This window comes from Flavobacterium sp. GNP002 (genome assembly GCF_054343795.1).
This window is the reverse complement of the sequence record NZ_JBTGUW010000001.1, coordinates 1,488,021-1,506,364: the sequence shown is the minus strand read 5'-3', so window position 1 is coordinate 1,506,364 and position 18,344 is coordinate 1,488,021. Positions and strand designations below refer to the sequence as shown.

16 protein-coding genes are annotated in these 18,344 nt (G+C 35.1%); 1 reads left to right on the top strand and 15 read right to left on the bottom strand.

Features of this window, described 5'->3' with window-relative positions; all coding sequences use genetic code 11:
• Nucleotides 1-18 precede the first annotated feature (18 nt).
• The 4 genes from ACXX80_RS06565 to ACXX80_RS06550 all read right to left on the bottom strand — a co-directional run bounded on the left by ACXX80_RS06565 (nucleotide 19) and on the right by ACXX80_RS06550 (nucleotide 4,536).
• A complete protein-coding gene (locus ACXX80_RS06565; protein WP_458552528.1) occupies nucleotides 19-654 on the bottom strand; it encodes a LysE family transporter in 636 nt (211 codons plus the stop codon).
• 30 nt (nucleotides 655-684) lie between these two features.
• Nucleotides 685-1,362 carry a tRNA (guanosine(46)-N7)-methyltransferase TrmB gene (trmB, locus tag ACXX80_RS06560; protein WP_315211030.1) on the bottom strand — a complete coding sequence of 226 codons (678 nt, stop codon included), beginning with the start codon at nucleotides 1,360-1,362 and terminating at the stop codon, nucleotides 685-687.
• Between the two features lie 194 nt (nucleotides 1,363-1,556).
• Nucleotides 1,557-2,066, bottom strand: a complete 510-nt coding sequence (locus ACXX80_RS06555) for a nuclear transport factor 2 family protein (RefSeq protein ID WP_458552527.1) — start codon at nucleotides 2,064-2,066, stop codon at nucleotides 1,557-1,559.
• Nucleotides 2,067-2,079: 13 nt separating this feature from the next.
• Nucleotides 2,080-4,536, bottom strand: a complete 2,457-nt coding sequence (locus ACXX80_RS06550; protein WP_458552525.1) for an AsmA family protein — start codon at nucleotides 4,534-4,536, stop codon at nucleotides 2,080-2,082.
• A 603-nt stretch (nucleotides 4,537-5,139) separates the two neighbouring features.
• On the opposite strand from ACXX80_RS06550, the gene ACXX80_RS06545 reads away from it, so the two are divergent.
• Nucleotides 5,140-6,717 carry a L,D-transpeptidase family protein gene (locus ACXX80_RS06545; protein ID WP_458552523.1) on the top strand — a complete coding sequence of 526 codons (1,578 nt, stop codon included), beginning with the start codon at nucleotides 5,140-5,142 and terminating at the stop codon, nucleotides 6,715-6,717.
• A 96-nt stretch (nucleotides 6,718-6,813) separates the two neighbouring features.
• Here the strand turns inward: ACXX80_RS06545 and ACXX80_RS06540 are convergent, their stop codons facing one another.
• The 11 genes from ACXX80_RS06540 to mscL form a co-directional block, all read right to left on the bottom strand.
• Complete coding sequence (locus ACXX80_RS06540; protein ID WP_099713737.1) at nucleotides 6,814-7,128, bottom strand: HPF/RaiA family ribosome-associated protein; 315 nt, start codon at nucleotides 7,126-7,128, stop codon at nucleotides 6,814-6,816.
• A gap of 128 nt (nucleotides 7,129-7,256) precedes the next feature.
• The gene (locus ACXX80_RS06535) at nucleotides 7,257-7,697 is read right to left on the bottom strand and encodes a very short patch repair endonuclease (RefSeq protein WP_417965105.1); all 441 of its coding nucleotides are present in this window, start codon (nucleotides 7,695-7,697) and stop codon (nucleotides 7,257-7,259) included.
• A 75-nt stretch (nucleotides 7,698-7,772) separates the two neighbouring features.
• Nucleotides 7,773-8,396, bottom strand: a complete 624-nt coding sequence (locus ACXX80_RS06530) for a PDDEXK family nuclease (protein WP_417965103.1) — start codon at nucleotides 8,394-8,396, stop codon at nucleotides 7,773-7,775.
• A complete protein-coding gene (locus ACXX80_RS06525; RefSeq protein WP_417965101.1) occupies nucleotides 8,393-9,472 on the bottom strand; it encodes an HpaII family restriction endonuclease in 1,080 nt (359 codons plus the stop codon). The genes ACXX80_RS06530 and ACXX80_RS06525 overlap by 4 nt, the downstream gene beginning before the upstream one ends.
• The gene (locus ACXX80_RS06520) at nucleotides 9,469-10,728 is read right to left on the bottom strand and encodes a DNA cytosine methyltransferase (RefSeq protein ID WP_417965099.1); all 1,260 of its coding nucleotides are present in this window, start codon (nucleotides 10,726-10,728) and stop codon (nucleotides 9,469-9,471) included. Before ACXX80_RS06520 ends, ACXX80_RS06525 begins: the two co-directional genes overlap by 4 nt.
• A gap of 2 nt (nucleotides 10,729-10,730) precedes the next feature.
• Entirely contained in the window at nucleotides 10,731-10,952 is a 222-nt protein-coding gene (locus ACXX80_RS06515) for a helix-turn-helix domain-containing protein (protein ID WP_417965097.1), read from the bottom strand.
• A 317-nt stretch (nucleotides 10,953-11,269) separates the two neighbouring features.
• On the bottom strand, nucleotides 11,270-13,369 hold the full coding sequence (locus ACXX80_RS06510) for a prolyl oligopeptidase family serine peptidase (RefSeq protein WP_458554084.1): 2,100 nt from the start codon (nucleotides 13,367-13,369) through the stop codon (nucleotides 11,270-11,272).
• Between the two features lie 272 nt (nucleotides 13,370-13,641).
• Nucleotides 13,642-15,861 carry a TonB-dependent receptor gene (locus tag ACXX80_RS06505; RefSeq protein WP_458552521.1) on the bottom strand — a complete coding sequence of 740 codons (2,220 nt, stop codon included), beginning with the start codon at nucleotides 15,859-15,861 and terminating at the stop codon, nucleotides 13,642-13,644.
• A 147-nt stretch (nucleotides 15,862-16,008) separates the two neighbouring features.
• Entirely contained in the window at nucleotides 16,009-16,362 is a 354-nt protein-coding gene (locus tag ACXX80_RS06500) for a hypothetical protein (RefSeq protein ID WP_458552519.1), read from the bottom strand.
• 99 nt (nucleotides 16,363-16,461) lie between these two features.
• Nucleotides 16,462-17,451: an aspartate-semialdehyde dehydrogenase gene (locus tag ACXX80_RS06495; protein WP_458552518.1), complete on the bottom strand. Its 990-nt coding sequence runs from the start codon at nucleotides 17,449-17,451 to the stop codon at nucleotides 16,462-16,464.
• A 393-nt stretch (nucleotides 17,452-17,844) separates the two neighbouring features.
• Nucleotides 17,845-18,261: a large conductance mechanosensitive channel protein MscL gene (gene mscL / locus ACXX80_RS06490; protein WP_417981542.1), complete on the bottom strand. Its 417-nt coding sequence runs from the start codon at nucleotides 18,259-18,261 to the stop codon at nucleotides 17,845-17,847.
• Nucleotides 18,262-18,344 lie beyond the last annotated feature (83 nt).

Genomic DNA, 18,344 nt, shown 5'->3' with positions numbered 1-18,344 from the left:
TTTTTAGGCTGTTTAAAACTACCTCAAATAATATCGAATAATATTAATCAAAGTAATTAAAGCAATCAATCCTGTTATACTTCCTATGATGGTATTCATGTTTTTCATCATATAATCCGTTTTGCCTTCTATTTTCTGAAAGAAAGTGATGTATAAATAAAAAACTAAAAAAGAACCCAATACCACACCGGTAACAAAAACAAAAACATGGGAATTATCAAACACAAACAAATTATAAGAAGCCAGAGTGACGCTTACAAAAACATAATATGGAATGGGGAAAAAATTAAGTGCAGAAAGCAACATCCCAAGAAAAAAACGAGTAGATGTGCTCTTTTTTTTGATTTTCCCTTTCTTTGCTTTTGGCTTTTTGGCAATCAGCAAGAAGTAAATGGTTAGTACTGAAAATATAACAAATCCCACTTCTCGCAGCAATACAATAACATCTGGTCTGCCTTCAATGTACCTTGCAAATAATATTGCCAATGTAGCTTGAAAAAAAATCACAATTACCGCTCCTAAAACAAACCAATACGCGCTTACCTTTCCTTCTTTTAGATTCACTTTAGCGGCTGTCATATTGATTAATCCCGGAGGCGTAATCCCTACAATGGCTGTAATTAAACCCAAAAACAAAGAAACAATTAAATTCATAGGCAAGATACGAGAATCAAAAAAGCAAAATTATTCTTTAATTTTAAATCGAATATACGTAATTGCTTTGTTTATTTCCAAATATTGTTTTTCATAAAAAGTTTGAAATGCGGTTACTTCTTCCGGACTTCCCTCATTTACATACACATTATGATTGGCATATAAAACTTCATGTCCTTCACCGTGTAACAACCCAAGAGTATATCCGTGCATGAACTCACTGTCGGTTTTTAAGTTTACGACACCGTCTTTTTTAAGGATTTTTTTATACAATTGCAAAAACTCTGAATTTGTCATTCTGTGTTTCGTGCGTTTGTATTTAATTTGCGGATCTGGAAAAGTAATCCAGATTTCGTCTACTTCATTTTCAGCAAAAATGTGATTGATTAATTCGATTTGGGTTCTGATAAAAGCCACATTATGCAATCCGGTTTCAACAGCCGTTTTAGCACCACGCCAGAAACGCGCTCCTTTGATATCGATTCCAACGAAATTCTTATTAGGATATCTTTCAGCTAAACCTACTGAATATTCTCCTTTTCCACAGCCTAATTCCAGCACTAATGGATTTTCATTTTTGAAGAATTCCGAATTCCATTTGCCTCTAAGCGGAAATAAATCTCCTACTACCTCTTCTCTCGTTGGTTGAAAAACGTTAGTGAATGTTTCGTTTTCCTTGAACCTTTTTAATTTATTTTTGCTTCCCACTTTTTCAGAATATTTCGGCAAAATTAAGGAAATATATAAGACCGAGCGGCCTACAAACGAAAAAATGAAAAAACGTTTTGAAAATTAGACCAATTACAACTCTTAATCTATTATTTAATTAAAAATAATTTTTAGACAACACTACATTTTATTGATGGAATTTAAAACTAACAATAAAACAAGAGCTAAAAATTTTATTGCTTTACTTGTAATTTTTTTATCATAGCATCTTCGATAGAAGCTTTAACTTTTATAACTTCATTCGAGTTGTCATTTGGAATCGTCATAGATAAAACATAATGTTTTATTTTCCACTCCTTGCCTATTTTTATCAACACACCCGAACCACGGCAAATCTTCATTTGAGTATCCAGTAATTCATCAAACCAAGCTGTTTTACCCGTTTCATCAAAATAAATGTGGCGTTCCAAAGCTGTAAAACTCCAAGCTTTCCCTTTGTCAAAATGTGGTTTTGAATAGGCTTGAAAAGCTGTCTTATTCCAATTCTCTGTCGCATCAGTACCAATGAAAACGGCATCATCCGTCATTAAACTGAAATAATCGTTATAGTTAGCATCTGCTGCGGCTTTGTGCCAAGCATCGAGTGTTGAATTGATGTTTGTTTTTGAAATTGTTTGATTCTCCATCATGCTTTTGCATCCGGATAAAGTGAGAACGACAAGAACAGCCAGTATTTTTTTCATCTGATTTAAGTATTTATTCATGGTTTTTATTCCATCTGATTTTTATTTTTCCATCAACATCAACGGCCAATAAATGCAGCACGATTCCTTTCGTACGTTTTTCAGCTTTTTCCGCTTCATCGGTGATAAGTTCATCTTTTTTTGGATTTCTCAACGGAATAGTCATCGCTAAATTTGTACCTCTGTTGAACGAATAAACACCATTTACGTCTAAATTCAATACATTGGAACTCACTTTCAAATCATTGACATCTACTAAATCTCCATTGATTTTAAAATTTCCGGACAAATCACTAAAAACGATATGGTTCACATTTCTAAAAGGAAAAGCGAACTTACCTATATTTGTAATGGGTTTAAAATCGATTAAAGCACCTTGAGCCACCTTAAATTTAGCCGCACCTGAAAGAGAGTTCGTTTTTAATTCTCCGCCGGAAAGTAGTTTCCCTTTAAGCGCTGCCGAAGCTGTTAAAAATCCCTCTATGTTTTTAGGTTCAAAAGATTGAATCCCAAAATTATTCAAGCCGGAAAGGAATTGGCCAATGTTAACCCGGTTGATTTTCGCATTGGATTCCAGCAGAAAATGATCTCCATCAGGAACTAATTCCCCATCAAAAGCAATGCTCCCGCCAACGCTTTGAACCCAGCCATTTTTGACAATTAATTTATTGTTGAGTAACAAAATCGTTGCTTTCGCATTCGTCGCCTCGAGTTTACTGTAGACCATTTTGTCCGCTTTAACTTGTAACGCCATTTGGCTCATTTCAATCACGGAATACAATTCATCTGAAAAATCATCTTTTTTGTTCTTGGTTTTTGGAACTTTTCTACCCGTACTTGTAAAAACACCTACAAATTGTTTCACGTCCAAAAAAGGAGCATAAATATCCCAGTTGACAACCATTTTTTCAGGATTCTCGTAATATAACGTCAGGAAATTATCAATTTTGCCTTCCATAAAAACCATGTTCCGACGATCTTTAAAATTGATCTTCTTGATTAATAAGGCTTTTTCCGTAAAATCAAGCTGAATGTCTGTTTTTACAAAAGTCAAATTCCGTGGGCCATAATTTACAGTTGCATTTTTAACGGCTACACTTCCCGTGAATAAGGGTTTTTGTATTTTTAAGTGCACCACATCAAATTTAAAATCCAAATTCACTTTGGCCTGACCATCAGAAAAATGCATTAAATCCGCATTGACTATCTCATTTAGTTGCGAAACGGCAAAGTCCGATTTAAAACTTCCTGCCGCAGTGGTTTTCTCAAAATTGGAAATAATCCCGATTGGAATTGCAAATGGAATCGTTTTGTATTTCCCTGAAAAATCCGTTAAAGTTATTGTCGAGTTAATGTCGTTACAACCGGCGCCTTTTTTATAATGGTTGGTAAAACTGGCGTCAAAACTGCAGTCCGTAATGATTCCGTCCGGTATTTTGAGTTCGTTATTTTTTATTTTTGTCGTCACCACAATTTCCGGATCGCCAGTAACATTCATATCGCCAATAATCGTGCAACCTACATCAATTGGTTTTTTTAAATCGAACTGATCAATTTTAGTACTGATATTAGCGCTCAATAAGGCGGAAGCATCACGCCACAAAATCGTAGTTTTTATGGCAATATCAAAAGGAGATTTGTTTTTATCCAAACTAAAATGCGCCTTAATGTCAAAAAACTCTTCCCCAATTCCGAAATTCTCCGTGGCAACACTAATTTGGTTTTTCGGTTCTGAGAAATCAACTTTCAAAACCCCTTCTACCATTCTATTTTGAATAAAACTTCCCCTTTTGGTATTGAAAGCCATACTTTTAGCAAGCGTTTTCAAATATAAATTCGTGTGCCAATTCTCGTTATCATGATCTATTTGGCTTCGCAGTGCAACGATATTAAAATCAAATAATTTATGTCCCATTTGATTTTCGGAAATGAAATGCACTTGGTCTAAAACGACTTCTTTTACTTTAGAATCGGTGGAGCTTTTTGACTTTTTGTTTTTTGGCTTAGGCCTAAAAATATTTGTGTTTACAATTCCATTATTCCCTTTGAACAAATGCAAAGTGGCCTGCTGAATTTCTATTTTATCGATGTTGATCTCATTAGAAAGCAATCCCAAAACATTGACGCGCACTTCAATTTGTTCCGCTTTGAGCAACGTGCGCTTGTGTAAAGACCACAAACTATCCTTTAATTCTACTTGGCTTAATGCCAAAGTCATATTGGGGAAACCCTTAAAAAACTTGTAGTCAATATCGCCAATATCGATTGTGCCGGTAATATTTTTGTTGATTTTAGCATTAATTTGCGTTACTATTTTCGCTTTATTATTATTAAAATACACTGAAAAAACCGCGGAAGATATCACGAAAAAAGCCACAATTCCGAGAAGTAAAAAACCAATTATTTTGATTATTTTTCGAAAATTTATGGTTTGAAAATAAGACTTTGTGCGCTGCAAATATTGATTCATACGTATTCCATTACTATTTTAAATAAAGGTAGCTAAAAACATTCGGTTTAAGAATTATTAATCCAAAAACGGATTTCATACCCCTTTTGAACGACTGTGATGGCATTTTCATTTCTGGAATTTCAGGCTGTTGAACCACATTTTTAAAATTAAGTACCGCTAAGTTCAATCTATCTTTTCGTCTTGAAAAGTTCAAAATTTTAAAATTTTCCATTGAGTAAAATCACATGAAAAGGAATAATTATTGGGTTTTATCGTTTGATTTTACTTTTGTAAAAACGGTAATATTATTGGTTTTTCGTCACTTTCGACAAAATGGAGTTGCAGGAACAATTTTACATCTTGCAAGACTATTTATTTCATAATTTTTGGATTTATGAAAATATATTGAACAAAAAAAAAGATCTCCTTAACAAAATAAAATTCATAACTAATTAATTTACATACACTTAATTTAGATTCTGAATTCAAAAATACCCTTAAAGTAAAGATTGAGTTTCGCTTTGTAAAACCTTACGCAGTCCAAAAATGGTAGTATCTCACTGGATTTGATGTATTTTTGTAATACCTTAAACACATTCAAGGCGAATTAAAAGCTTATCTATGAAAAAGTTACATTCCCCAATCCTTTTGGCTGTTTTAATATTGCTTTTTACTATTGTTTCCTGCAAAAAGAAAGATGGAAACGAAGTTAAAAAGGAATCGAGTATTAATGCTATAGAAGTTGCGTTTGACAGCACGCAAATCAAAACATTCTTCGGAAAATATCCAAAACTGCAGCCGTATCAAGGCGATGTAGAAAAATTATACCGCAAGCATCAATTTCATTACATCTGGTTTGACAAAGACGGACTCAATGAATTTGCAGGTTTACTATACAACAAAGTGAATAATTTGAGTCAGGAAGGAATTGAAACTGAGATTCCATACAAGGAAAAATTAGACGCTATTTATGATAATCCGGATGACAATCAAAAAGCAAGTATTGAAACCGAGTTATTGAGTTCTGCGCTATACTTCTTTTATGCTGATAAAGTTTACGATGGCATCAGCACTGAAAAATCGAAAGAGTTAGAGTGGTTTTTACCTCGAAAAAAACAATCGTATGTCAATTATTTAGATTCGCTGTTAATCAATCCTTCGTTAATTAACAAAGAAGAAAAAGGCGTATTGAAGCAGTATTACCTGCTTAAAGATGTGTTGCAGGAATACCGCAAAATAGAAAAGAAAGGAGGCTGGAAAGCCATTGCATTGGATCCAAATGTAAAATCATACAAACCCGGCGACAGTGCCACTACCATTGCGCAAATCAGAACCCGCTTGTTTATCACGGATGATCTTTCGCGAGATTCAAAAAGTGCCGTTTATGATGATGAATTAGCAACCGGGATTTTGAAATTCAAAAAGAGAAGTGGCAATCTGCTCAACAAAACGATTCTGCCGGAACACATCAATTACATGAATGTATCAGTTGCGGATCGCATCAAAACTGTTATGGTCAATATGGAACGTTGTCGATGGATTTCGAATGACATCACCAAATCCGAGGAATTAATCGTGGTGAATATTCCAGCTTATGAACTGACTTTTTTCAGAGATGGAAAACCGGAATTACGCTCTAAAGTTGTTGTGGGAAAAGCGATGCACAAAACGGTGATTTTTAGTGCGCCAATGAAGTACATCGTGTTCAGACCGTATTGGAATGTGCCGACCAGTATCCTTAAGAAAGAAATTCTTCCTGCTATTGAAAAGAATCCAAATTACTTGGCCGAACACGACATGGAATGGAAAGACAGCAATGTAAGACAAAGACCTGGACCGGAAAACTCATTGGGATTAGTGAAGTTTTTATTTCCAAATTCGAATGCGATTTATTTACATGATACACCATCCAAAAGTCTCTTTGGAAAGGAAGACCGAGCTTTTAGCCACGGTTGTATTCGTGTCGCCAAGCCAAAAGAACTGGCTGCCGCGATTATGAAAGATGACAAGAAATGGAATCCTGAAAAGATAGAAAGCGCGATGAACGGCGGAGAAGAATATTGGTACACGCTCAAAAACAAAATTCCGGTATACATTGGTTATTTCACTGCTTGGGTAGATGCGGACGGCGTGGTTCATTTCTATGAAGACGTCTACAAAAAAGACGAAGCATTAGCAACCTTACTGTTTGACAAATAAAAGCATACCCTCTTCCTACAAAGAATAACAACCAAAAAAAAATGACACTATCTTATTTAGACAGTGTCATTTTTTGGTTTGCCAAAAGGCAACTATTTAATACGCTTTCTGTTTTTCGAAAGCTGTGTCCAACACTTTTTTTATTTTGTCTAAGGCTCCGTGAAATGCTTTCTCTGTAGTATCGGCATGATTCGTTACTGCAACGGGTTGCATATTTACGGGTCTGGCTTCGATTAGGCATCGTTTGTCATTGATTCCGAATTTATCACTGTTTTCGTCTGCAAGATGCACTTCTAAACGGGTAACTTTATCTTCAAAACGCGCCAAAGCTGTTCCTAATTCCTCCGCTATATACGCTTTCAACCGTGCGTGTCCTTCTACATTGTTGTCTGTGTTGATTTGTACTGTCATTTTTTATTTATTTAATGTTCTATTCTCAAATTTACCGATTGAAACACAAAAAACCGAACCAATTAATAAAACATTGGGAAAATAAAAGAGAGAAAAAGTGGATTTAAGGAAGGGATTGGATTCTTGTCTCAAGTTTGGGATTGCACTTTTTGATTTTGTCTCAAAATAATTTCGGATTGGATTGTAGCCACGCAATCCTCCAGTTTTTTTTCTATCTCCGCACTCCAGAAACGAAGGACTTTCCAATTTTGTGATTCGAGATAATTATTGACTTCAATGTCTCTTTGCATATTGCGCTCTATTTTCTTTTGCCAAAACTCCGTATTGGTTTTCACGCGGTCTTTTTGGATTTCCCAATCTTTGTCGTGGAAGAATTCGCTGTCAACGAAAATGGCAATCTTCAATTTTTTGAAAGTTAAATCCGGTGTACCTAAAACAGTTCTGTTGTTTTTACGGTAGCGATAGCCGAGATTCCATAAAGCTTTTGCCAAACGGACTTCAGCTTTGGTGTTGGTGCTGCGAATGGCTCGCATGTTTTTGGAACGTTGTTGTGGTGTGACACGATCCATGAGATAACGATTTAAAGTCGTTATATAAAGCTAGTACTTTTTTTGCCATACTCTATGAACAAGATAAAAATTATATCATTTAAGACTCAAAAGCTTTTCCTTAGTTATGATTTGGGAACTCTCAATTACTTTAACCGTTGGAGGATCGGAAAACATATATTGTTTTAATTCCTTTATTAAATCATTGAATTCCTCACTGGTTGCTACCACAACTTTGTCAAGTCCAATAACATCTCCGCTTTTAATTTTTGCTTTTACACCTTTTGCCTCAGTGTCGTCAAGAGTTACCAGATAGCTTAGAGCTTTTCTATGAACATATTTTAAAGCAATAGCCTCAAGGTCGGCTTGTTTATATCTTTCTCTTAAACTTGTCTTTGCAGATAAACATATTGGACCTCGTTCTGTTGTATAAAACATCAAATCATATATAACATTTGGTACAAATGCAACTTTAGCACTTAAATATAAAGGCAAAATATTTTCACGAACACATAAAGTCGCAAGTATGTATTCAAATATCTTCCCATTGAGATTGTTATTCCCTTCAGGAAGTTTTTTATAGGCTTCCCAATAAATCGAAATATATTCGGAAGGTTTTTCATATTTAATATCTAAAAAGTTTGGAAACAAGCTATCGAATATAATATTGGCTTTTTTACCTTTTCCTAAAGTTATTCCCAATTGATTAAGTTTGCTCATTTTATAAATCGAATTTGTAAATTTAGTTTAAAAAATAACTCCCCATTTTCTTCATAAATACATCCGAAGTCATGTCTAGTTGAACTGGCAGTATCTAACTTTGTATTGTTTATTAAATAGTTTTCAAATTCATTTTTATTATAAATATGATAGCATAAAACATCCCCATTTTCCTTTACGATTAAATAACCCCCAGTTGCATCATAATCTCCAGACCAAACTTTTGAAGGCATCATTCCTAAAGCTATATCCGTTAAAAGTCGTTTAGTTTTATATGTGTAAAATTTATGCTTGTCAGAAATATCAAAATTTAAAGGATTGTCCTCTTCAACTTTTGAAATCAAATCAATGATTTTTGAAGAGTTACTCGTATAAAAATTAAAAATAATACTTGCTAAAATTTGTGGTAGTAAACTATCAATTAAAACTAAATTATTAGAAAAAACCTTCTGTTCGGTTCTGGCAAATTCAAAAACTCCACCTATTTTTTCTATACACTCAATACGATCTTTTATCTTACTTCTAGTTTCTATAGCGTTAACCGTATTAATTTCTTCTTCATCAAGATTCAATCCATTAATTTTAAAAATAAAATTTGTAGTTCTTCCTGCATTAAGCAGAGTTGAAGGGTTTCCTAATTGAGATTTTATGCTAAATCCAAGAGTTGGTTGTTGATTTGTTCTTTGATCGTGCACAACAATTGTGATATCAGTTTTAGTATTAGAATTAGCTTTCAAAGAAATACAATTAATACTAAGCATAAACTGCTCGATTTCAGGAATAGAAAATGTAGTTTCTCTGTTTAATTTTATTAAGTTTAATAAAAAAATAGCTTTCTCTTTAAATTCTTGAATAGGAATTCTTAGAACTTCTTCATTACCTGAAATCAATACAATATCATCTTGAATTGAATATTCATAATTCCCATTAGTGCCAGAGCGTAATATTTTGATTATTGGGTAAAATACATTTTCAATTTTCATGATATTTTCATCCCCTGGTTGAAGTATTTTATCACCTAAAAGTTTGAATAAAGTATATATTTCACTCCATTCCCCTTTATTTCCTGTAATCATAATTTAGCTTTTATCAAATCAATTATTTTTTCTGCTGTTGCTTGAATCGCAGGAACCGCAACAGAATTCCCAAATTGTTTGTAAGCAGATGCATCGGCTACAGGAATTATAAAATTATCAGGAAAACCTTGTAATCTTGCCCATTCTCTTGGAGTCATTTTTCTAATTCCTTCACGATTTACTTCGCCTTTGATATGAGTAGTTGGAGTATAATCTGTTATTCGATTATCAATAACTAAATTTCTTTCTCTACCCATTCCACCAACAACAATTGCGTTTGATATTTCATCATCTTTGATAATTTCATATCCAAATCCATTTCCTTTACTTGCGTGCCTTTCTTTATGACTAACTAGGGTTCGCAAATATTGAGTAGATAAATAATATTTTGTAGGAACTACATTTTCTTCTTTTACTTTTCCGAAAAAAACTTTTTCTTCTAAAGGTTCAGGATATGAAAATGAATCAATATTTAAATCATTTCTAAAACCGACAATATATATTCGTTCTCGGTTTTGAGGAACTCCATAATTCTTAGCATTAATTATTTGCGGTTCTGGCACATAATAACCCAAATCATTACGTAAAACATTCAATATTGTAGCTAATGTCTTACCACCATTATGATTTCTTAAACCTTTTACATTTTCTAAGAAAATTGCTTTTGGTTTCTTCAATTTTATTATTTCAGCCACATCGAAAAAAAGTGTCCCTCTTGTGTCTTCAAAACCACCTCTTTTTCCTGCAATCGAAAAAGCTTGACAAGGAAATCCTGCGCACAAAACATCAAAATTATCAGGAATGGAATTTTTAGTACTATCTCTTGTGATATCTCCAAAAGGGGTCTCGCCATAATTTGCTTTATATGTTACTTTTGCATTTTTATCCCATTCAGATGTAAATACACATTTCCCTCCTAAGTTTTGTAGCGCCATTCTAAACCCGCCAATTCCCGCAAAAAGATCAATGAATTCAAAAGAATAATCTTTAGGTGTTGGAAAAGGGATGTTTTCGACTTCAAATAAAAAATATTGTTCTGCATCATCATAAAGAATGTTTAAGTTTTCTTCTTCATTTTTGTATTCAACAATTTCCTTTATATATTTTTTTGCTTCTTTTTCATAATGCTTTTTTACACCATTATGATAATTATGGAGATAATGCGTGACTACGGCCTTTTTATTATCTTCAGACTCTACATTTTGAGCCTTGAATTTTTTACTATCAAATTCCTCAATTGATATTTTCTCTTTCATTTTCATTTCTTAAAATTATTATCGTTGAAGAATTCTATAAAATCAGTATCGAGCGCAAGGATTATTTTTTCAATTATTGTTATTGAAACATTTCTTTTTCCTTTTTCTATATCTGAAATATAGGTTCTGTCTACATTTGATATATTGGCCAAATATTCAATCGAGAAGCCTTTTTCTTCTCGTAATTGTTTGACTTTAAAACCGAATTTTTCCTTAATATTCATAACCTATAAAAATAGTTTTGCGTGGACAATTGACCTGCTTACAATTGTCCTCATTAATTTTTAGTTTTCAACTTGATTTTTTGATAAGTAAATTCATTCCACAAAAAAAACGCTACTCTTTCGAATAGCGTTTTTTTAATTTTGTATCAATTTATGATGTGATTGCTTTGCCACGTACCTCGCAACTCCTCGCAATGACAATCGTATGTGGAATCGAATGCCCTAGCCCTGATAGCAGAGGAAATCCTTTATTTCCGCCTTTTCGGCGGATATAAAGATTGCAACGGATAGCAGGAATAAGCTCCTAAAAATAAATCTTATTTAGGTGATTTTTGCAATTCGGTTACGCCCATATTGAATAAGGTAAAGGCCTGAATATCGACATTTTCCTGAATGGTTGCCGCCACGGATTTTCCGGCGCCGTGTCCTGCATTGATGTCAATACGGATTAGGGTTGGATTAGGTCCGGTTTGTTTTTCCTGTAATTCGGCAGCAAATTTAAAACTGTGCGCCGGTACTACTCTATCATCGTGATCGCCCGTTGTGACCATGGTTGCCGGATATTGAATCCCTTTTTTTATGTTGTGTACGGGAGAATACCCTTTGATGTAGCTGAACATTTCCTTGCTGTCCTGCGCCGTTCCGTAATCATACGCCCAACCTGCACCTGCGGTAAAGGTATGGTAGCGCAACATGTCCATCACGCCCACCGCCGGCAAAGCGACTTTCATCAACTCTGGACGCTGCGTCATGGTAGCACCTACAAGCAATCCTCCGTTTGACCCACCACGAATCGCCAGATATTGTGAAGACGTGTATTTTTGAGCAATCAGGTATTCAGCGGCAGCGATGAAATCATCAAATACATTTTGTTTTTGCATTTTGGTTCCCGCATCGTGCCATTTTTTTCCGTATTCGCCACCGCCACGTAAATTTGGCACGGCATAAACGCCTCCGTTTTCCATCCAAACGGCATTGGCAATACTGAAACTTGGTGTCAAACTCACGTTGAATCCTCCGTAACCATAAAGCATCGTGGGATTTGTACCGTCAAGTTTCAATCCTTTTTTGTGGGTGATAATCATCGGGATTTTGGTTCCGTCTTTAGAAGTATAAAACACTTGTTTGGACTCGTATTGCTCGCTGTCGAAATCTACTTTCGGTTTTTGATACACCGCCGAAGTTCCAGTTTGTGGTTCGAATGAAAAAGTAGAACCTGGAGTAATGTAATTTGTAAACGAATAATACAATGTTTTCTCTTTTTTCTTACCGCCAAAACCACCGGCAGTTCCTACGCCCGGCAATTTAATTTCACGAACCAGTTTCCCGGAATAATCATATTGTTTCACCACCGAAACGGCATCTTTCATATAATTAGCAAAGAAATAACCGCCACCTGTTGATGGAGACAACACATTTTCAGTTTCTGCAATAAAGTCTTTCCAGTTTTCCGGCTTTGGGTTGTTGACATCCACGGTAACGATGCGTTTGTTGGGTGCATTCAAATCAGTTTCTATGAATAATTTTCCGCCTTCGTTTTCGATGATGTTGTTATCGCTCTTGAAATTATCCACAATAGTCACAATAGGACTGTTGGGTTTTGTCAAATCTTTGATGTACAACTCATTTCCGTAGGTAGAATTAGACGCTGTGATAACTAAATAACGATCATCTTCGGTCACGCCACCGCCTACATAACGGCGTTTTTGGTCAGCACCAAAAATTACTTTATCGTCTTTTTGTGCGGTTCCTAACTTGTGGAAATACAGTTTATGTTGGTCGGTTTTTGCCGATAATTCGCTTCCTTTTGGTTTGTCATAACTGGAATAGTAGAAACCTTCGTTTGCTTTCCAAGAAACTCCGCTGAATTTTACATCGACAATCGTGTCTTCAATTATTTTTTGGGTAATGGCATCCATGATGATGACTTTTCTCCAGTCGCTTCCACCTTCTGAAATGGCATAGGCTACTTTAGAACCGTCTTTGGAGAAATCCAATCCACCAAGCGAAGTGGTTCCGTCTTTAGAAAAAGTGTTGGGGTCTAAAAACACCGTTTCGGTTCCTTTGGCGTCTTTTCTGTACAACACCGATTGGTTTTGTAAACCATTGTTTTTATAGTAATACGTAAAATTGCCTTCTTTGAAAGGTGCTCCTATTTTTTCATAATTCCAAAGTTTTTCCATTCTTGCTTTTAGCAAATCCCGAAACGGAATTTGGGCTAAATACCCGTAGGTCACTTCGTTTTGTGCTTTTACCCAAGCTCCTGTTTCAGCAGATTTGTCGTCTTCGAGCCAGCGGTACGGATCCGGAAGTTTAGTATCGAAATACACATCAACAGTTTCCCCTTTGGTAGTTACAGGATAAGTTACCGGTTTTTGGTTTTGGCCAAAAGTCGCCATTGCAGAAGATACAGCCATTATTAAAAAAGTTTTTTTCATATGTTTATATTTATTGTTTTTCATCGGTCATATGTAATTGTTTCACCTGTTCGCTATGCTCGAGTCGCATATGATCATTGGTGCTTGCGACCCAATTACCTTCATGCTCATTTCATTAGTTAATTTTTTAGGTTGTTACAAAAATAAGAAAATAGTTAGTGTTCTAAAGTTGACCAAGTCTTAAATAAAACCAAAAAAAACGCTACTATTTCGAATAGCTTTTTTTTGGTGTGTTTACTTAAGCAGCTGATTTACAAGTTAAAATTCACACCAAAAACGATGTTTCTTCCAATGTTTGGAATGCCATCCGTTTTTAGACGGGAAAGATGCGCAATGTATCTTTTATCAAATAAATTATTCCCGTTGATATTGACATCAAAAGCGGTTTTACCCAGTTTTACTGTTCCGCCAAAACCCAAATTCACCAAGTTATAGCCATTTGATTCTGTCTCAAATCCGCTTACATTTTTTTGATTGAAAGTGCTGGAAACATTCAAAGTTGCAAAACCATCTTCCAACCAGTTTTTAATTTTAAATTCGGTTCTAATGGTGTTGTTCCAATTGTTAGCCGGGATTAACGGCAAGTAATCTCTCCCGACGCTTCGGGATTCTTTTTCGCCGGTCACGGTTTCAAAACTCGTTTCAAAATGCAACCAATCCAATGGATGCGGGTGAAAATGCAATCCAATTTCGCCTCCGTATAATTTGGCGTTATCCTGAACATAATCAAACACCGCATTTTCGTCAATCACTTCTCCTGTTGGCGAAGTGTAGATATAATTGTTAATGTGGTTGTAAAATCCGTTCACAAAAAACTCAAAATGATCCGTTTTGTATTCTAAATTTAAATCCGTTTGTACGTTTTGCTCCGTTTTTAAATCGCTGTTTCCTATTTCATAGCGATTCGTTCCTTCATGCACTCCATTAGAAGTTAACTCCGCCAGATTTGGCGCTCTAAATCCAGAAGCTACGTTCAAACGCAACGTTACATCATCGGCCAGATTGGTTTTGTAACCCAACGAAGCATTAAAACTGTCGTATGATTTATCGATTGCTTCAAAAGAACCTTCTTCACCTGCAATTCCTTGCGCATCCGTAGTAATATTTCTATTGTCGAAACGCAATCCCGCTTGCAACACATTGGAATTCCACTCATAATTAGCTGTTCCAAAAACACCAAAATCATTTGTAATAGCATCCGGAATTAAATATTCTTCTCCTGAATTTGTATTGGTTTGGTGCATTCCCTGAACTCCCACAATGGTTTCTATTTTTCCCATTTTTGGTAAATGGTATTTTGCATTGTAATTGAATGTCTTCAATTTCATGTGTAAAATGGCCACATCGCTGTCTTCAAACTCGCTTCGATCATTAGCAACATAACCTAAATCAAGATCCAATTTTGATTTTTCGAAAAAGAAAACATTGTTTAAACTCAATAAATGATTGAAAACGCCTTGTTTTGGAAATCCAGTTTTCATGCTCGTTGTTTGATCTGCTATGCCATCTTCCGGAATTCCTAAATCCAATTCGTTGTAATTGTAACGTAATACACTTGAGAATTTAGCATTGCTGTAGCCAATTCCTGTTTTGAAATCGGTTTCGTTGTAACGAGTATTTGTTACTCGGTCACCACCAGAAATCTTGTAATCAGAATGCGTGTTGTAACTCCCACGAGCCATGAATTTCCAGTTGTCTGTGGATGTTTTCAAACCTAAAGAAGAACTGCTTCCGGCGGTATTCGAGAAATATTTTTGACTGAAATTTGCTTTAAAAGTATTCGCATCGGCAAATTTTTCTGGGTTAAAATACAAAACACCACCCAAAGCATCGGAACCATACAACAAAGAAGCCGGTCCTTTGATTACCTCAACGCTTTCTATTCCTGAATCGTTCAATCCCAGACCGTGTTCGTCACCAAACTGTTGATTTTCTATTCGAACGCCTTGAGAATACACCAAAACACGATTGCCGCTCAACCCGCGAATTACCGGTTTCCCAATAGATGTTCCGGTAGAAACTTGAGAAACTCCGGGAATAGTAGCCAATCCTTCAATTAAAGTGGCCGTTCCTTTTCGTTGCAAATTTTTGATGCTTTCGTGCTCCACTTTCATCACGTTTTGCGATTGAATTTTATTGAAAGCGGTAGAGACGATTACCTCGTCCATTTCGAAAATTGTCTCTTCGAGAATAACATCAAGTGTGTTTTCTTTTTGAAGACTGTTTATGGTTTTATTTTGGGTTGCAAATCCTACGAACGTAAAGCTAATTTTTAAGTTTCTATTGGGCAGATTTGAAAATGTGTATTTTCCGTTTTCATCTGTTGTGGTTCCTTTATGCAGTTCTGATGCATAGACTGAAACGCCTTTTATGGGTTGGTTTTTTAAATCAGTTACGGTTCCCGAAAGGGTATTTTGCGCTTGAAGTATCGCTGAAAACCCCAAGAATAGGGCTATAAAAAATTTTTTCATTGGAAATGATTGTAGCATTCCTACTGTCGGCTTTCTCCAAAAGAGTTATTGCCGAGAATGGAATTATTTAGTAAATAAAAAAGCATCCAACAAAATCAAATTAATGAACTTGCATGGAAAATAAATTCAACAGAAGCTGAAATAAATTCAGCTTAAACTATTTACTGGTGGGCCTCGTAGGGAATACAAACTGCCGGAAAACGAAATAACTGTTTCCGCTGCAGTAAAAAAATAAGGGATTTCTTCAATATTGGAATACAATTGATAGAAGAAATCTTTTGGAGTTATGTAACTTCCTAAAGCAAATTCACAAACATAACAATGATCAACTTTCTGGTGTTCGTGCGTTATCTCTGTTCCGGTAACATTGTATTTATGGTGGCACTGCTTTTGGGAAAGCTGTTTAGCCAAATGCTCATACGTATGCAATGACTGGAACAGCATTGAGAACAATACTGTAAAAATCAGAGAAAGACTTACTATGAGTTTATTCTTTTTCATTCGAACCAAAGGTAACAAAAACAGCAAAAAAGAAAACCATTTGTCTCACAAAATATATTTTTGCTAAACAAATGGTTTCATTTTAAAGTAAAAATTGATTTACACCAATTTGGCTGCAATCAAATATTCAGCAATTTGAATTGTATTTGTCGCTGCTCCTTTTCTCAAGTTGTCCGCAACGATCCACATATTCAATGTGTTTTCCTGGCTTTCGTCACGACGAATTCTACCTACAAAAACATCATCTTTTCCTTGTGCATACATTGGCATTGGGTATGTATACGTATCATTATTGTCCTGAACCACTACGCCATCGGTGTGATGCAAAATATTGCGTACTTCATTTACATCAAAATCATTCGAGAATTCTACGTTTACGGCTTCACTGTGTCCGCCTACAATTGGCACACGAACCGCAGTTGCTGTAACGGCAATCGTTCTATCATCAAGAATTTTTTGAGTTTCACGAACCAGTTTCATCTCTTCTTTAGTGTATCCATTTTCTTCGAAGGAATCACATTGTGGAATCGCATTTCTGTGGATTGGGTACTTATAAGCCATTTCACCTTGAACGCCTGCGTATTCATTTTCTAATTGTTGCACTGCTTTTACACCTGTTCCAGTGATGGATTGGTAGGTAGAAACAATCACACGTTTGATGTTGTATTTTTTGTGCAAAGGAGCCAAAACCAATACCATTTGTATCGTAGAACAGTTAGGATTTGCAATGATTTTATCCGCTGCAGTCAATTCTCCAGCATTGATTTCCGGAACGATTAATTTTTTGGTCGGATCCATTCTCCAAGCCGATGAATTATCGATAACTGTTGTTCCAGCTGCCGCAAATTTTGGAGCCCACTCCAGTGAAGTATCGCCACCTGCAGAGAACAAAGCAATATCTGCTTTCATGTCGACTGCCGTTTGCATGCCTACTACTTTATATTTTTTACCCTTGTACTCAATTTCTTTCCCAACTGATCGCTCAGAAGCAACCGGAATTAATTCTGTTACAGGAAAATTTCTTTCTGCCAAAACTTTCAACATTACTTCGCCAACCATTCCAGTAGCGCCTACAACTGCTATTCTCATCTTATATTTTTATTATTACTTCGTCCGTTCGCCTTCCAAGCTCGGGTGAATATTAAATTTGAAGTACAAAAGTAAGTAATATTGAAATCAAAACAAGGGTGTTAACAAAAAATAACAAATTGTTAAATTTATAACATCTAACTACGAAACATAAAAAAAGAAAGTAAAATTGTTTCTAGTAATTGTTGTTGTTTTGAATGGCAAAGCTTGTGAAATAACGTTCTATATAATTTTTGAACCATTAAGAAATTAAGAAGATTAAGTTTTAAAGTGTTTCTCAATGTATCTTAATTTCTTAATGATAAAAAAGCTGCTACTGTTTTAGACAAACTTTTAAAGAAAAACCGCTTCGGTTATGAAGCGGTTTAGTTAGAATATATAATGTAGCGGAAATTATTTTTTCAATAAATCTCTGATCTGAGTCAATAATTCTTCTTGAGATGGTCCAGCTGGTGCAGCAGCAACAACTTCTTCTTTCTTTTTCATTTTTTCTGCAGCTCTTAAAACTACAAAAACAAAAAATGCAATAATAACAAAATTGATAATTGCTTGAACTAAATTACCGTAAGTCATTACAGCAGCTCCTGCAGCTTTAGCAGCATCAAGATTAGCGTAGCTTTCTCCATTTAACGCAATAAATTTAGTAGTAAAATCTACACCACCTGTTAACAAACCAACTATTGGCATAACAATATCGTCAACGGCAGAACCGATTACTTTACCAAATGCACCACCAATAACAACAGCTGTTGCTAAACTTAAAACATCTCCTTTCATTAAAGAAGCCTTGAAATCACTGAAAAATCCCATATTTTTTTTTTAGATTGTTAAATATTAAAAACGAAAATAATTAAATTTTAACATACTTTTAATACTTTACACAAAAAAAAAAT

Coding starts and splice junctions, on each gene's coding strand:
- ACXX80_RS06515 (WP_417965097.1), bottom strand. CDS start 10,952: ATGAATATTAAGGAAAAATTCGGTTTTAAAGTCAAACAATTACGAGAA.
- ACXX80_RS06535 (WP_417965105.1), bottom strand. CDS start 7,697: ATGGATCGTGTCACACCACAACAACGTTCCAAAAACATGCGAGCCATT.
- mscL (WP_417981542.1), bottom strand. CDS start 18,261: ATGGGATTTTTCAGTGATTTCAAGGCTTCTTTAATGAAAGGAGATGTT.
- ACXX80_RS06565 (WP_458552528.1), bottom strand. CDS start 654: ATGAATTTAATTGTTTCTTTGTTTTTGGGTTTAATTACAGCCATTGTA.
- ACXX80_RS06495 (WP_458552518.1), bottom strand. CDS start 17,451: ATGAGAATAGCAGTTGTAGGCGCTACTGGAATGGTTGGCGAAGTAATG.
- ACXX80_RS06540 (WP_099713737.1), bottom strand. CDS start 7,128: ATGACAGTACAAATCAACACAGACAACAATGTAGAAGGACACGCACGG.
- ACXX80_RS06555 (WP_458552527.1), bottom strand. CDS start 2,066: ATGAAAAAAATACTGGCTGTTCTTGTCGTTCTCACTTTATCCGGATGC.
- ACXX80_RS06545 (WP_458552523.1), top strand. CDS start 5,140: ATGAAAAAGTTACATTCCCCAATCCTTTTGGCTGTTTTAATATTGCTT.
- ACXX80_RS06550 (WP_458552525.1), bottom strand. CDS start 4,536: ATGAATCAATATTTGCAGCGCACAAAGTCTTATTTTCAAACCATAAAT.
- ACXX80_RS06505 (WP_458552521.1), bottom strand. CDS start 15,861: ATGAAAAAATTTTTTATAGCCCTATTCTTGGGGTTTTCAGCGATACTT.
- ACXX80_RS06510 (WP_458554084.1), bottom strand. CDS start 13,369: ATGGCTGTATCTTCTGCAATGGCGACTTTTGGCCAAAACCAAAAACCG.
- ACXX80_RS06525 (WP_417965101.1), bottom strand. CDS start 9,472: ATGATTACAGGAAATAAAGGGGAATGGAGTGAAATATATACTTTATTC.
- ACXX80_RS06500 (WP_458552519.1), bottom strand. CDS start 16,362: ATGAAAAAGAATAAACTCATAGTAAGTCTTTCTCTGATTTTTACAGTA.
- ACXX80_RS06530 (WP_417965103.1), bottom strand. CDS start 8,396: ATGAGCAAACTTAATCAATTGGGAATAACTTTAGGAAAAGGTAAAAAA.
- ACXX80_RS06520 (WP_417965099.1), bottom strand. CDS start 10,728: ATGAAAGAGAAAATATCAATTGAGGAATTTGATAGTAAAAAATTCAAG.